This is a genomic window from Mesorhizobium sp. SARCC-RB16n (assembly GCF_008520305.1).
GTDB lineage: Bacteria > Pseudomonadota > Alphaproteobacteria > Rhizobiales > Rhizobiaceae > Mesorhizobium.
In genome coordinates, this window is record NZ_ML703301.1 from 63,593 (window position 1) to 77,713 (window position 14,121).

The following is a 14,121-nucleotide window of genomic DNA, read 5'->3' on the forward strand; positions in this document are numbered from 1 at the left end:
GTCACCTCTTGACGGTCACGGTCATCTAAAATCTCAGATGGTCGACCTACTCGCCGACAGTCTCGAGCCATCCTCCTCGGAAGTCGGCCCCGCGCAGACCACGCACAACATGCCTGCAGCCGCGCATCAGCCGCCAAAGAAAATCGGATCGGTGATTCTCCACCATCAGCACGATCGGCCCCTGGTTGAGCCCGAGATGATCCGGGGCCACCCAACCGGCCGGATCTCCGTTATCTGACGCAAGCGTCGGGTTGAAACTCGCCTTGAAGCCGTAGGGATTGTCAAGGTGGAGCTTTATATTGTGAAAATTGCGCAGCGCTGGCACGACGATTTCCGGAGCGAAAGGCAGTGATGCCGCGACTGCCCAGGGAGACAGAGTGCCATCGTCCGGTCCGAACGGCACTCCCCGAGCGCGATAGCCGTAGAACCGCCGCTCGACACCGCCGATCCGTCGCGTCTGCCAGCCTGGCCCGTCGCTCGCAGTCACGCCCCAGCTGTTCTCGTGATAACCGGAAAATTCCATCGAATTACGGGACGCGTATTCGCGCTGGACATAAGTCGCCTTCCGCGGCCCTGCAAAGGCGAACTCGTGGCCGTAGATCTTCTTCCAGCGGTAAGTTGACAGCCACGCCCGGTAGCTTTCAGGCGGTAGGCAATGCGTCGGCGAGCCGATACCGAGTACATAGAGGATCAACGCTTCGTCGTAGCCTTCCCACCGATAGCCGATGAAGCCCTTTTCCGGCGTCCAGCCATGGGTCACGGTGGCCTCGCCATTGCGAGCCCAGTTCCAGTCGACACGCTCGTAAAGCGCCTCCGACAGGGTGCGGATTTCCGTTTCATCCTCGGAGTCATCCCGGAAATAGGCGCCTACCGTCAGGATCCCAGCGATCAGAAGCGCGGTGTCTATCGTCGACAGTTCGCAGTGCCAGACACGCCGCCCCGTCTCCATGTCCAGGAAATGGTAATAGAACCCCTTGTAGCCGGTGGCGTCCGGTCCGGTTCCTTGCGTGCTCTTCCAGAAGAAGCGCAATGTGGTCAGCGTCCTCGCGCACGCCTGCTCGCGCGTCATGAAGCCGCGCGCTACCCCGACCGCATAGGCCGTGAGCGCGAGCCCGACCGCCGCGATGCTGGCGGGGGAGCCTTTTCTGGATCTGTCGGCAACCAGCCCGTTCGCCTCATTTACTTCGTAGAGGAAATAGGCGAATGACTTGCGCTGGAGCGCCGCCAGCAGGCCGTCGCCGAGCGGCATCTGGTCCGGGTAGGCTTTCATTCAACGAGCCCCGGTGGAAGACCAATCGTCACTGCGGCGACCGATTGTGGCGGCATCGAGATCTCGAAGCTCGCCGTGTTGGCGTCGCTCTTGATCTCGATGGGTTCGCTCCGGAGCTCTGACCGTCTCTTGAGTTCATCGACCGACGCTGCGTCCAAATATTCCGGCTTGCCCAATTGTTCCCAGTGGCGCTTGGCATTGGCGTGCTCGATATCAATGCGCTGAACCGAGGCGACCATCCCCGACGGCGCGGATTCAAGCGCGAAGAGCACCTGCTCCGTTTCAATCGGGTGGCGTGGCAGTCCAAAGTTCGTCAGCACCACCGTGGAGCCTCGCTCGCCGTGCACGAGCCAAGCATCGACGGTTTCATGGCTGCCCTCGACCGGCAGCATCTGCGTGCCCAGTTCATGCAGCACCTGGAATGCGCGATAGGCGGGCTTGGCGATCCCATGGATGTTCAGCAGTCCGAACCCTCCCTGGAAGGGGACCGAAGGTAAATAGTTCTCCTCGAAAATGTCCGAGAACGTCCAGTAACTATATCCCTGAACGAGCCCTCTCGCTTCCATGACCGTCTTGACGATGAACGCGGCGGCATAGGGGTCGTCGTGCATGGGGTCGCGCGGGTTCGACGATGTGCACCATTCCGTGTAGTAAAGGGGCAGGTCGCCCGCTTGCTTGCGCGCGATGCGGGCTTCGGCGCGCAAGGCGCTACGCCTGCTCGCGGCAAGCTGTGCCTCGGTGTCGTCGCCCGGCTCGCCGAAGTCATCGGTCGGGTAATGATGCGTGCTGACGAAATCGGCTGGAAGTTTGCTGGTCCGGCAATAGTTCAGAAAATCCTCGATCCACGCATTGTCGGCCGTCGCGGGCCCGCCGACCTTGAGCATCTTGTCGACGCCTTTGATCGCTTCGACGGTGTAGCGGTACAGCTCGAAATAGTCGCTCTGCTTTCCGCTCCCGAAGGCAGTGAGGTTCGGTTCATTCCATACCTCGAAGAACCACTGCCGCACCTCGTCCAGGCCGTAGCGGTCCACCCAGTGGCTCACTAGCTTTCGGATCAGCACCGCCCATTGCGCGTGGTCCTTTGGTGGTGTGACATTGGCACCATAGTGGAAAACCGTCTGATGGCCAGATGCCAGGGCGGATGGCATGAAGCTCAGTTCGACAAAGGGCCTCATGCCAATGGAAAGAAGAAAATCGAAAATCTGGTCCGCGTTAAAGAATGAATAGAAGAATGTGTCACCTTCGGCGACGAGCGTCCCCATGCTGTCGCATAAGATACCGTGGAACCTGACATGCCGCATGCCCAACTCGTCATGCGTTTGCTTCAACTGAGTTCGCCAGTCGGCGCGCAACGCAAGAGTAGCATGGCCGCTGCCTACCGTGTGCTCCCAGAAATGCGGAAAATTGGTCGCGGGTCTGTTCAGATCGCTCGAAAACATAGCCGTCATGGGAGCCGCTCCTTGATCCGGTCCGCGACACGTAGCGCGTTGGCTATGATGGTCAGCGTGGGATTGACCGCGGCGATCGACGGAAAGAAGCTCGCATCAGTGAGGTAGAGATTGTCGAGCTCATGCGCCTTGCAGTCGACGTCGAGGACCGACACTGCGGGATCGGCGCCGAAGCGCGCGGTTCCGGCCTGGTGCGCGGTTCCCGCAATCGGGATGTCCTGGCTCAGATAGAGCTTGCGTTCCAACAGCAGCGGATGCGCCCCGGCCTTGCCCAATATCTGCTTGAGCTTCTGCCGGAGCCGGTGGTGCGCCTCCTGATCGCCGTCGGCGAGGTCCAGAACGACACGCTCGCCATCGTAGCGAATGCGGTTCTCCGGGCGCGGAAGATCCTCGCTCGACAGCCAGAAATCCATCGAATGCCGCGCCATTTCGTCGAACGGCCTCTTCGGCAACCATTCCAGCCACTGGGGGAGCACTTCGCCCCTGATCTGGGCGCCATGCGAGGTTCCGCACATCTGGATCAGGCCGAGCGGGTAGCCCCACTCATCTTCTGACTCGAAGTAGAAATCGGAGACGGCGAGCGTCTTCTGGAAAACGGTTTCGTTTGATTCAAGCATCAGAGCCATCAGCACGGATTGGTTGTGCCGCATGTAGTTGCATCCGACCTGGCCGGAACCGTTGGCCAGGCCGTCGGGATGCTTGTCGTTCGCGGAGCGCAGCAGAAGCAGCGCCGAGGATAGCGCGCCGCAAGCGACCACCACAATGTCGGCCGTATAATGCTCTTGCTCGCCGTAGCGGGTCACCGCCACGTCATTGATCTTCCTGCCCGTTGCGTCGGTTCCGAGTCTGGAGACGTAGGCATTGGTGAGCAGCATCAGATTGGGATGCGACTTGAGCGCCGGATCGACGCATACGACCTGCGCGTCCGCCTTGCCATTCAAGAGACAGGGAAATCCGTCGAACGCATCGCAGCGAATGCACGTGCTGGCCGGCGTGACCTTGCCATGCTGCTCATCGAGGAGAATTCCGAGCGGCAGATGAAAGGGCCGTAATCCGCCGGCCGCCAGAGTGTCGTGCAGCGCCTGGATGCGCGGCTCATGTGACACGGGCGGGTAGGGAAAAGGGCCGCTCGACGGCGGTTCGGTCGGGTCTTCGCCGCGCTGGCCGTGAACGTGAAAGAGCCGTTCGGCTTCAGCGTAATAGGGCTCGAACGCCTCATATCCCAATGCCCAGGCGGGAGATATGCCGTCCTTGTGGCGGAGCTCGCCGAAATCGCGTTCGCGCATTCGAAAGAGCGCCGCGCCATAGACCTTCGAATTGCCTCCGACATAATAATGCAGGCCAGGGCGAAAGCTCTTGCCATCCTTGTCATGCCAGACGTCGTCCGCCTGATAGGCGGCATCCACGAACACTGTCTGAGCGTCCCAGTTGGCGCGCGAGCGTGGCAGGTAGCCGCCGCGCTCGATGAGCAAGATGCGCTTCCCCGTCGGCGCCAGACGATGCGCGACAGATGCCCCGCCGGGACCGCTGCCAATGACGATGACATCGAAATGGTCTGTCATCGCGTCAGCCGTTCGTGGAAAATCCAGGAAAGAGGGTCATGCCGCCATCGACGAAGAGCGTGGTGCCCACAACGTACGCGGACTCGTCGGATGCCAGCCAGACGGCCGCCCGCGCGATGTCGTCCGGCAACCCGATCCGCCCGTAGGGGATCAGCGTCAGCAGGCTCTTCAGGGCCTCTGGCGTGTCCCAGGCGGACGTGTTGATGGGTGTCCGTATCGCGCCCGGCGTCATCAGCAGTTTGATGCCGCCTTTCGAGCTGGCGTAGTTGGCATGGCCGGCCCAAGGTATCTCCTGATGCACCGAACTCATGCAGATGATCTTGCCGGCCGCGCGTGAGACGGACGAAACGACCCCGCGGCGCAGGAATTCGCGTGTCGCGGCCCGGGCGCACAGAAACTCTCCGGTCAGATTGACACCGAGGACCTTGTTCCACTCTTTCAGCGTCATCTCGGCAAAGGCGCAATCGCGTTGCATGCCCGCATTGGCGACAAGAATGTCGATGGTGCCGAACGCGCGCATAGCGCGCTCGAACATTTCCTCGACCTGGTTTTCCGTCGAAAAATCAGCCCTGTGCGCGATAGCCTTGCTGCCGGCCTGATGAATTTGATCAACGACCGCGTTCGCGGCAGCTTCGCCTTCGACATAGTTCACCACCACATCGGCACCCGCCCTTCCGAGGGCGATGGCGACGCTCTCGCCGATACCGGAGTTGGCCCCGGTTACGATGGCTTTTTGCCTGGCCAATGGCTTGAACTCGGGCATGGCGGACTTCGGACCAGATGCTATAGCAGACCTGAAAACTGCGCGGACGCGATTGAACGCCTCGAAGGAGCAAAAGGTCCGCTCGTCTCATTACATCGCGATACGTGTTCGGGAACAATTTTGTGATGCGTCGGTTCCGAACCAATTGGATGCCTGAATGTATATTCACGGTGACGCGGCCCTCCCGCCAAAGGACGCGTTCTCTGTCCGACGCACCATGCGCTGCTCGGTGGGTGCCGCCCGAGCATTGAGAGGGCTGTCCCATGTTCATCCTGATCGCTCTCGCGGTGCGCTGTGTATTGGTAGCGCTCTTTCTGCCATTCAGCGCGTTGGACAAGGCGCTGAACTTCAGGTTGGCGATCAATCAAGCTTCGCAAGCGGTTCCAAACCGCCCGCTGGCGGCGGCGTTGGTTATCGGCGGACTTTGCGTCGAAGTCTCCATGTCGCTCGCGATCTTGGGCGGGGTCGCCGACAGGCTGGCCGCCCTGATCCTGGCTGGCTATTGCCTCGTAACGGCGCTGTTGTGGAAACAGTTCTGGCGTCAACCCGACTTTCGGCTGAAGGGCAAGAGCACCGGCAGGGACGTGTTCTGGGATTTTCTCAAGAACTTCGCACTTGCCGGCGGCCTTCTTCTTCTTGCCTTCGGGTCGAATGCCGCCGGCGTCGAGCATTTCGTGCATCACCCGCTGGCCTCCTCAAACCCCTATAAGTTGGCTCAAGGAGAAGCGAAATGAGCGTACGGCCGACGGTTCGTTATTGGCATCTGTGGACGGACGACAGCGGCATTAGCCGTCAGACCCACTGCGCGCTGACGGAGTTCGACCTGAAGTCGATAGCGCCACCCGCCGATCCGCAGTGGCAGGGTAAAAGATCGAGCGGACGCACGACGACGCTCGTCACGGTTTTGCCTGTCGGCTGGATCGGCAAATGGCACGAGAACCCTAAGCCGCAATGGATCATTCCGCTCTCGGGCCGCTGGTTCGTCGAGTCGATGGACGGGAAGCGCGTCGAAATGGGACCAGGCGAATTGTCTTTCGGCGGCGATCAGAACTGCCGGCTGGTCGAAGACACGCGCGGACATCGGTCCGGAACGGTCGGCGATACGCCTGCCATGTTGATGATCGTTCAATTGGAAGATGCGCCGGCACCGTTCCTGCCTTGCCAATTCAGATAGTGTGATGAAGAGCTTCGACATCATCGATCGGCGATTTGCCCATTACATCCTCGAGAATGCGCCACTCGAGGAACTCGCCGCGGGATTTCGCTGGATCGAGGGGCTGGTGTGGATGGGCGACGCAAACTGCCTGCTGTTCCAGGATCTGCCGCGCAACCGGACCATGCGCTGGATCGAAGACGCCGGCGTATCCGTCTATCGCGCTCCCTCGGGCTACGCCAACGGGCAGGCGCGCGACACACAGGGCCGCCTGATCTCCTGCTCGCACCGAAAGCGGTGCCTGCTTCGGACCGAATGGGACGGCACGGTCACGCGGCTGGTCGATCGGCACGACGGTAAGCGCCTCAACGCGCCGAACGACGTGGTCGTTAGGTCGGATGGCTCGATCTGGTTCACCGATCCACTTTACGACATTCAGACCGACTATGAAGGCGGCTGCCAGGCTTCCGAGCAGCCGCCGGCGCTGTATCGGTTCGACCCGCAAACCAAGCGAATCGTTGTTATGTCCAGCGATTTCGACGGTCCGAACGGCCTCGCATTTTCCCCTGACGAAAGACGTCTCTACGTTACCGAAACCGGCGATCAGACCACCGACGATCCCAAGCAGTACATCATGGCCTTCGACGTCGCGCCGGACGGCGCGCTCGGTAGCGGCGAAATCTTCCATAAGATAGAGCCCGGCTATGCGGACGGGCTGTGCGTCGACGGAGACGGCAACCTGTGGTCCAGCGCGGCGGACGGTGTTCACTGCATCGCACCGGACGGCAAACTGCTCGGGAAGATCTTGGTCCCGTACCGCGTTTCCAATCTCACGTTCGGCGGCCCGTTCCGGAACAGGCTCTTTATTGGCGGCTCTCACACGCTTTATGCCATCTTCCTCAATCGCCGCGGGGTGTCGTGGCCATGACCGCCGACGTTCCGTCCATCGAGAGGATCGCCTGTTTCAGCCTTACGACGGCCGATGCCGAAGGCGGCGCCCGGTTCTACGAAAAAGCGCTCGGCTGTCGCCGGCTCGCAAAGGACCGCCTCGGCGGCTCGCAATTCGAGCACCTGATGGGCCTGAGCGGCGCGCCGACCGGATCACGCTTGGCATTGGACGCCAGACCATCGAACTCCTGCAGTTCGATCTGTCGGGCGACCCTTATCCGTCCGGATCGTCTGCTTCGGACCTGGTGTTCCAGCATTTTGCGATCGCCGTCACAGATATGCACCAAGCCTTTCAACGGCTTTCGACCGTGGCGGGCTGGACGCACGGCGCGCCGTCTCGAAGGCGACGATCTCGCCATTGTAGAGGTCCATGATGGGAGACAGGTAGAGCTTGTCGCCGGCCACGCTGAACTCCGTCACGTCGGTCAAGCGATCATCCGCCAGCTGATTGCCGACATCGGCAGACCGTGCATCTCCATGTCCGAAGTCGTCCAGGCAACGAGGCGAGCTTTTCCGCTTTGCGAACTGACGGATTGGGAGCTCGGCAACTTCGTTGCGCGAAGCGCGATTGATGCGGGATTTGCGATTGATTTCGACGCGACGGTCCCTTGAGCGTATGCTCTGCCGCTGAGAGCCGCGTCGCGGGCTCCAAAGGCAAGTCGGTCAACCTGCTATAGACCAAGCCGAGCGGTCAAGAACTGCAATCTGAGGTCACCAGCAGCATCCCGTATTTGGCCCAAAGTTGTTCACAGTGCCGCGCTCTCAAGCTTGGCGCTCCAGGAGCTCCATAGAAGATCATCGCAGAACGAACGTCGTAGCCCAACACCGACGCATTTGCGATAAATTGGACCGCTTCCCCTAGACGTAGCAGTTCAATGGCAGCTTCTTTCTTGTTCGCCGCGTCGAATACACCGAGGACCGGCACTTCGTCATCGCGTGAAGCCAATACAGCAGCCATGGCCTCGTCACTCAGCATACCCATGACTGGACACGCAATTGCTGCTGAACAACCCCAACGGTAACCCCTGCGTTGACGCTCGATTCACACCGGCAACGGTTTCTTCGTTCGTCCTCGTTTGCTCTGGCAGCGAGCAAAATAGCGGCAGCCTCTTCGAGACCAATGAGGCTCTCACCTGCAAACTCGGCCGGTTCGTCGGTCGCGGTGTCGAAAACCGCCCACGTGTCGCACGGTTCCTGAATGGGCAAGAATCTCACATTAGGCTCCGCTAATTTTGCCCCGAACATTAGCGAATGTAAATTGTTCCGGCCGAGCGATGGTTTAACATCCACATCCGTGACAGCCGGCCAGAGGCCGATATCAATTCCGGGCGGTGGCTCGGCCAGCAAAACGCTCCGTCGCTTGGGCGCAAGGCCAGGCGGCGCAGCGCCGGCCAGCGTGGCGACCTGATCTGCCCAGGTTGTTCGCCTTTCGAATGTCCACGGGCCACGAACATTTCGGCAAGAATATGTACCATTTCGGACTGAGGCGCCTGCTCTGTCATTTCTTAATGACTCAAGATGCAGGCGGAGTCATGCTCTGCCATCAAATACACATCTGAAGGAAAAGGAAGCCATGTTGTTTCCTGGTCAAGTCGTCATGCCCGACGAACTGGAGATGCTCGCCCGCGTGTGCCGGACCGCCTGCAAAGAGGAGGCTCTTCCGCTTAACAGCCGGCAGGCGCAGACACTCGCTTCCCATGTCCTCAAGCTTTTCCTGAACGGCCTTACGGGTGAGGAAGAGCTGCTAAGCGCCGAGCGAAACCGTATGAAAAGGCAAGTTCACGTCGACGCCTTAAAGCAGCCGCCTGCGCGCCAGGGCCTCGTGTCCAACAGCTAGCTGCAGCGCGTCTCCTAGCCATTTTTAGATCGGTCCAGACCCGATTGTGGCTCTTTCCAGCATAGCGTCGGGTTCGGTCTCGGCGATGGGCCACCGCGAGGCCGCTGACGTCATAGTCCAACCGTCACCCCTGATCGGCCGTCTCGCGCAGCCCGGCTTCCAGGTGTTGAGGTCATGGTCATGACCCAAGGGGCGTCAGTTTCCAAGCTTGCCTTCTAATATTTGCTTCGCCAATTGCGGAACTTTTGGCAGACCGCGACCTTCTCCATAGTCGACACCGAGGAGGAAGGATGGCCAATCTTGGAAGACTTGCGATGGCTATGCTAGGCGTCCTAGCTTATGAAAACCGCGGCAAAATCGCAGAGATGATCCGGGGAGCGGGAGAGCGCGATCCAAGCAATCCGCACGATCTGGGCCAGGTCACCAAGGGCGTTTCCGGCACCGCGCTCGGCGATATTCTCGACCGCTTCAGAAATGCAGGTGCTGGATCAAAGGTAGACTCTTGGGTTGGCGCTGGGCCGAACGAGCCGATCGAGCCTCACGAGGTGGAAACGTTTATAGACGCGCAGACCCTGGAAGCGCTTTCCAGGCAGACCGGCCTTTCGCGCGAGGAGCTAATTGCAAGGATCACCAGGGATCTGCCGGATCCCATTGACGGGATGACCCCAAACGGCAACCTGCCAACTGATCATCAAACCAATGCCTCGTCGAGGCGACGCTGCTCGACGGCGTGCCACAGACCTGGCGCCGGGCGCCGGGCGATAGGACCATCTCATGAGACATGTTCCCCATATTCTGCTGAGTTTGGTTGTCGGGATTATGCCCTCACCGCTCAGTGCCCAGGAGTGGCAAGCCTTTGGAATCAAGCACTTTGGCTTTGTATTCGATGTTCCACCCGGGTTTGTGCTGACTCAGCGTTCCGATGAAGGGGCAGCCTTCGAGGGTAAAAACAAGGCGTTTCTTGCCGTCTGGGGTGCGCGACTCGGCAAGGCGAGTTTTACCACGGAGATTGAGCATCGCATGGCAGTGAATGAGAACGACGGCTGGAAGTTGACCTATAAGCGCGTGGAGCCGCAGTGGGCCAGCTATTCAGGACTAAAAGACGGTCAGATCCTATATGTTCGCGCCATCAAAGTCTGCGGCGACCGCGCGGCATTGTTTACGGTCAATTATAGCCGCGACGAAAAGCTCCCCTACGATCCGATAATCATTCGTATGGTAAGATCGCTAAGGGGCGATGGTTGTTGACCAGGGCAGCCTACGCCCCGCCTAGATGGCGCTGCTCGCACTCCTGCTCGTAGGCCACCTCATCGACACATCGTCGGCTCCGTCCGCACGGGAGCATCCGCCACTCACTCGTGTGCTCGGGACGAGGACACACACGCCGTAGTCTGCAGCGTCGCGGGAACTGCTTGCCAGAGACTATCGGCATTCGGCGGATGCCCCCGAAGGCCCGGAATTCAGTTTTGCCGAGATGGAACCTTTTTCGACTAGATCTCTGAAAGCGGACAGGGACATGCCAATTTTGGAGGCATCTGGCCGGACGTCCGCTGACCCTAGATCACCGGACGGGCGATTGGGAACGCGCGGCGGGATCGTGGAGAGAAGGCGCCCAAGTGTGGCCCTCGCTGACCGCCCTTAAAGCTGCCGTCAAGCCGCCCTGTCATCGCGAGATCGAGATAATGGAGGACCTGACGAGCGCCTTCGGCGCCGAGACGGGTAGCGATGGCCAGCCCGATGCCGCTTGCCGCACCGGTTACAAATGCGGTCTTATCAGCCAGGCGCATCAGGTTTTGCCTTTTCCTTGGACGGTTCAAATGGTTCGGCCCCAGCCTCGGCGATCCGGTCCACATGCAAAAGGCCACGCGCATAATCTTGCTGCGCGAACACTCGGGCCATCCTGCTCGGATGGCAGAAAGACGGGCAAAGCGAGACAGACACTTTGAGTGGCGAGCAGCTTGTTCCAGTTTGCGACCAGCGCCTTATAAGCGCGTCCCACCGCCCTGGCATTGCGGTCCGATCGTAGAGGCCGACCGCATTGACCTGTCCATTGTTCTCGCGAAGGGCACTATCCCAGTCAACCTGATCGGTCAGGGAGTACCAGGTGAAGTCCACGACAGGGATGCCGTCATTGCGGATGCGCAGCACGTTGGCCCACTCTTTCCATAACCAATAGACCGCTTCGTCGCCCTTCGGGCCTTCGCTGATGTTGTTTCCGTAGGCATCACAGGCAGCCGGTAGCGGTTGAAGTACTGGCGCGTAATCTCGTCATAGCCAAACACCTCGCCGGACGCCGAAGTGGTCCCGTCCGCCCAAACCCGGTGTTCGTTGGTCTGGTAATAGTCGGTGCCCATCACGCAATGCCTGCGCAGATGGTTCTCCAGGAACTGTACTGCTGCGCAGTCATCCCGTTTTCGAGCAGGTAGCGATAAGTGCGCGCATCGACGTCATGCCCGTAGTTCAGGTCAAGCGATAGGAAACGCTGGCTGTTGAAGCGCTCCGCCTTGCCGATCGCCTCGGGAGAGTCGGCGTGGAAGTACTCCGAGGATTCGCTCTGAATAAAGATCGCGTCCGGCCGCGCCTGCAGGATCGCTCGCATAGCCACCAGATTGGCCTTCACTGTGCTTGAGGGCGGTGACGAAGGCAGCGTCGGTGCTCAGTTGCTCGTTCCACCATCCCCAGCGGGCGGAAAAGGTGGCGCGGATGAACATCTCATTGACCGGGGTATAGAGCTGGATCCACGGAAAGCGGGTTGCGAAGTCGTGAGCGTAGCCTTCGAATAGCCGTGGAAAGTCCGGGTTCTGGAAATTGCCGACCCAGTCTGGGACGCCGAAATGGCAGAGGTCGACGATCGGAACAATGTCCTTGGTCTTCAGGTCAGAGAAGGTCTCATCGGCGAAGGTCCAGTCGTAGTGTCCGTCCCCTAACCAACTCTTGTGAATTGGAGGGCCATAGCGGAGGAAGCGAAGCCCCAGATCCTGGACAAGTTCGAAGTCGGTCCGCCATTGCTCGTAGAAGCGGCATTTCTCCATTTCGTCGACCCGCTCCCGGCCTCCCTTGATCGTGGGAGCGCTGTTCTCGATAGCGGTGGCGAAGACGAAAGTGAACATCGATGGCTTCAAGGACAAGGGCGCGCCAGACGCAGGTCAACGTCCCGCCCAGTCCGCAGTTCCGGCATTGACAAGCCTGCCGCCTGATACCAACGCGAAGCATCGCTGCTTGTTCTGGGGCTGTTGTCATAGTTAATTGCGAACTGATAATGCCTCGATAGGCTGTTGCTGAGGTAAGCTTAGGCTGATCCGCCGTGATGGGGCGCTTCAAGGCTTGGCCGAAAGCGTGGAGGAAGTTCGTCGTTGGGCATTCCATAGAGAGGTGAACGATTTGATGCGGAACCTTACGCCGGCTTTGGCAGCATTTGCCCTGGTTGCGTGCCAATCCGCCCAAGAAGTGCCCCAACCCGCCGCTGCGGAGCATGCCGCGCCCGCCTTTATTGCTCCCCAACCCGCCTTGAGTGCTGCCGCGGTGCCACCTGGCTCGGCATCAGGGGATCAGTCGCTCACGATAGTCCCTCCCGGGAAGGATGTCCCTCCAAGGTACGCTGCATTTACGGGCACTTGGATTGGGCAATTGCACGGAACATCCGAAGGCAGGCTCGATGTTCAATCCGTTTCGGCCAACGGGGACGTCACGGTCAACTACGCATGGGGAATTCTGGGCGACAACAATCCGGGAGAGGCCGCGGGCACGGGAAAAATCCTCGGGACCACGTTGAAGCTCGGGCGCCTTCCGAACGGCGCGGACATCAGCTTCCTGATGTTGCCCGATGGGACCCTGGCAGCAACTTACACTCTCGCGGGCAAGAGCTACCGGGGCGTGTTTGCCAGGCAATGATCGACAGGCATTCGGCCGCCGCCCGACGAAGCGATGTGGAAGCATCTTGATGGTCACGACCACGATCGAGGGTGGCTGGCTGGCCGTCCTCCGGTTCGTCGGACAGAGAACGGCGGCGGGCTCGACATGAAAGCTGTTCGAACAACGAACCGGCGCCTTTCAACGGGGGACCGACAGCGGCTCCCCCTGAGTTTCCACTCCCTCAACAGTTTCACCAAGCGCCTGCCGGATGGAGCCAGCGGGCAGCTCACAAGGAGGGAAAGACCTCTGCCAGGGAGGCTCCCGAACTTCGGACTCGGGTCGATACGGCGCGTCCCTGCCTGATGCTTCAGCCTGGAGGCGAAGTGTTCGCGCGTGCCTTGGCCCCTTGGTTCTGCTCGGGGGCAACCTTAAGCGGCGTTGCTTGCCGCGAAGAGTTTGACAACGGCGCGAACATAAAAAAGGCGAGCAGGCCCAGAAAAATGAGGGCGGCCAGAGCCACCGCCCAACGAGAGATCCGAGCTGTACCACGCCGCTCCTGCCTGCGTGAGAGATCTTCGGTCATTGGATTTCCTTCCGGGATCCAATCAAACGTCGGGATCCCAATCGGCTCCCGAACTTCAAGTATGGGCCAATGTTCCTCCCGTCGGAGGTTAGCTATATATGTCCACAGGGGAGGCGCGCTTGCAGGTACACGCCAAGAGCACCGGCCAAGAGGAACACCAAGTCAGTCGAGCTTCAGATGAAGTCCGGTCTTTCAACCGGCCGACAATCTGCGTCACGCGTGTCGTCTGGGCCGCCGGAACTAACCGTCCCGCCGGAGATTGGCGCAGAGAAACTACGACCCGGGAGGGGCCATCATGCTGATCGGAGACTTCGATACCGGAACTATGAAGCACAGCGCGTTGTACCGCGACGCCAGGCTTGCAATGCTTACCCATCAGGTTCTGCGACACATGGAGCTTACAAGAGCTGCGGTCGGTGGTGTCGAGCACGCATTGGCGGATTCGCCCAGGCCACCGACCGGCCGGCCTGCGACGCTGCTGGTCGGTCACTCGCAGCTTTCCTCCATCTGAAACCTAATCAAACCTTAGGTATGTGAAACGCGCATGAACTGGACAAGCCCATATAGCGGCGCGTCTGCTCAATGTCAGAGTTGGGGGGCGGTGGCCGAGGAAGGTGAGGCGCAGGGCATCAACGAGGCCCAGAGGACGGCTGGGCGCAAGCGCCGTCGGTCGCAGGTCTAGTCAGCTTTTAGAAGCGGGCGGAG

The 14,121-nt window shown here is 60.2% G+C and carries 17 protein-coding genes; 9 read left to right on the top strand and 8 right to left on the bottom strand.

The window, feature by feature from the left end:
• Positions 1 to 46 precede the first annotated feature (46 nt).
• From C7I87_RS32545 to C7I87_RS32560, 4 genes are read right to left on the bottom strand one after another with little or no spacing between them, the layout of a single operon-like run.
• Positions 47 to 1,270 (bottom strand): glucoamylase family protein, encoded by a 1,224-nt coding sequence (locus tag C7I87_RS32545; protein ID WP_149908051.1) that lies wholly within the window; start codon positions 1,268 to 1,270, stop codon positions 47 to 49.
• Positions 1,267 to 2,718, bottom strand: coding sequence for a GH39 family glycosyl hydrolase (locus tag C7I87_RS32550; RefSeq protein WP_149908052.1), 1,452 nt, complete (start codon positions 2,716 to 2,718; stop codon positions 1,267 to 1,269). The genes C7I87_RS32545 and C7I87_RS32550 overlap by 4 nt, the downstream gene beginning before the upstream one ends.
• The gene (locus C7I87_RS32555; protein WP_149908053.1) at positions 2,715 to 4,280 is read right to left on the bottom strand and encodes a GMC oxidoreductase; all 1,566 of its coding nucleotides are present in this window, start codon (positions 4,278 to 4,280) and stop codon (positions 2,715 to 2,717) included. Before C7I87_RS32555 ends, C7I87_RS32550 begins: the two co-directional genes overlap by 4 nt.
• 4 nt (positions 4,281 to 4,284) lie before the next feature.
• Positions 4,285 to 5,043: an SDR family oxidoreductase gene (locus C7I87_RS32560; protein WP_149908054.1), complete on the bottom strand. Its 759-nt coding sequence runs from the start codon at positions 5,041 to 5,043 to the stop codon at positions 4,285 to 4,287.
• A gap of 263 nt (positions 5,044 to 5,306) precedes the next feature.
• On the opposite strand from C7I87_RS32560, the gene C7I87_RS32565 reads away from it, so the two are divergent.
• The 4 genes from C7I87_RS32565 to C7I87_RS36245 are packed head-to-tail and all read left to right on the top strand — an operon-like array spanning position 5,307 to position 7,756.
• On the top strand, positions 5,307 to 5,777 hold the full coding sequence (locus C7I87_RS32565; protein WP_149908055.1) for a DoxX family membrane protein: 471 nt from the start codon (positions 5,307 to 5,309) through the stop codon (positions 5,775 to 5,777).
• Positions 5,774 to 6,217 carry a cupin domain-containing protein gene (locus tag C7I87_RS32570; protein WP_149908056.1) on the top strand — a complete coding sequence of 148 codons (444 nt, stop codon included), beginning with the start codon at positions 5,774 to 5,776 and terminating at the stop codon, positions 6,215 to 6,217. Before C7I87_RS32565 ends, C7I87_RS32570 begins: the two co-directional genes overlap by 4 nt.
• Positions 6,218 to 6,221: 4 nt before the next feature.
• Positions 6,222 to 7,124, top strand: a complete 903-nt coding sequence (locus tag C7I87_RS32575; protein WP_149908057.1) for an SMP-30/gluconolactonase/LRE family protein — start codon at positions 6,222 to 6,224, stop codon at positions 7,122 to 7,124.
• Positions 7,115 to 7,756 (top strand): hypothetical protein, encoded by a 642-nt coding sequence (locus C7I87_RS36245; RefSeq protein ID WP_246696506.1) that lies wholly within the window; start codon positions 7,115 to 7,117, stop codon positions 7,754 to 7,756. Before C7I87_RS32575 ends, C7I87_RS36245 begins: the two co-directional genes overlap by 10 nt.
• 79 nt (positions 7,757 to 7,835) lie before the next feature.
• Here the strand turns inward: C7I87_RS36245 and C7I87_RS32590 are convergent, their stop codons facing one another.
• Complete coding sequence (locus C7I87_RS32590) at positions 7,836 to 8,102, bottom strand: hypothetical protein (RefSeq protein WP_246696498.1); 267 nt, start codon at positions 8,100 to 8,102, stop codon at positions 7,836 to 7,838.
• Positions 8,103 to 8,741: 639 nt separating this feature from the next.
• Here C7I87_RS32590 and C7I87_RS32595 point away from each other — a divergent pair.
• The 3 genes from C7I87_RS32595 to C7I87_RS32605 all read left to right on the top strand — a co-directional run bounded on the left by C7I87_RS32595 (position 8,742) and on the right by C7I87_RS32605 (position 10,229).
• Complete coding sequence (locus C7I87_RS32595) at positions 8,742 to 8,981, top strand: hypothetical protein (RefSeq protein ID WP_188394086.1); 240 nt, start codon at positions 8,742 to 8,744, stop codon at positions 8,979 to 8,981.
• A 365-nt stretch (positions 8,982 to 9,346) separates the two neighbouring features.
• On the top strand, positions 9,347 to 9,907 hold the full coding sequence (locus C7I87_RS36250) for a YidB family protein (protein WP_373424811.1): 561 nt from the start codon (positions 9,347 to 9,349) through the stop codon (positions 9,905 to 9,907).
• Positions 9,801 to 10,229 (top strand): hypothetical protein, encoded by a 429-nt coding sequence (locus C7I87_RS32605; protein WP_246696499.1) that lies wholly within the window; start codon positions 9,801 to 9,803, stop codon positions 10,227 to 10,229. The genes C7I87_RS36250 and C7I87_RS32605 overlap by 107 nt, the downstream gene beginning before the upstream one ends.
• Positions 10,230 to 10,754: 525 nt before the next feature.
• Here the strand turns inward: C7I87_RS32605 and C7I87_RS36260 are convergent.
• On the bottom strand, positions 10,755 to 11,129 hold the full coding sequence (locus tag C7I87_RS36260) for a hypothetical protein (protein ID WP_246696500.1): 375 nt from the start codon (positions 11,127 to 11,129) through the stop codon (positions 10,755 to 10,757).
• A gap of 317 nt (positions 11,130 to 11,446) precedes the next feature.
• Positions 11,447 to 12,091 (bottom strand): family 1 glycosylhydrolase, encoded by a 645-nt coding sequence (locus C7I87_RS36265; protein WP_246696501.1) that lies wholly within the window; start codon positions 12,089 to 12,091, stop codon positions 11,447 to 11,449.
• A gap of 517 nt (positions 12,092 to 12,608) precedes the next feature.
• Here C7I87_RS36265 and C7I87_RS35470 point away from each other — a divergent pair.
• Positions 12,609 to 12,872 carry a hypothetical protein gene (locus C7I87_RS35470; RefSeq protein ID WP_188394087.1) on the top strand — a complete coding sequence of 88 codons (264 nt, stop codon included), beginning with the start codon at positions 12,609 to 12,611 and terminating at the stop codon, positions 12,870 to 12,872.
• 328 nt (positions 12,873 to 13,200) lie between these two features.
• Here C7I87_RS35470 and C7I87_RS32625 read toward each other — a convergent pair whose 3' ends face one another.
• A complete protein-coding gene (locus C7I87_RS32625; RefSeq protein WP_149908060.1) occupies positions 13,201 to 13,416 on the bottom strand; it encodes a hypothetical protein in 216 nt (71 codons plus the stop codon).
• Positions 13,417 to 13,711: 295 nt separating this feature from the next.
• Here C7I87_RS32625 and C7I87_RS32630 point away from each other — a divergent pair, with 295 nt between their 5' ends.
• Positions 13,712 to 13,927, top strand: coding sequence for a hypothetical protein (locus C7I87_RS32630; protein ID WP_149908061.1), 216 nt, complete (start codon positions 13,712 to 13,714; stop codon positions 13,925 to 13,927).
• Positions 13,928 to 14,121 lie beyond the last annotated feature (194 nt).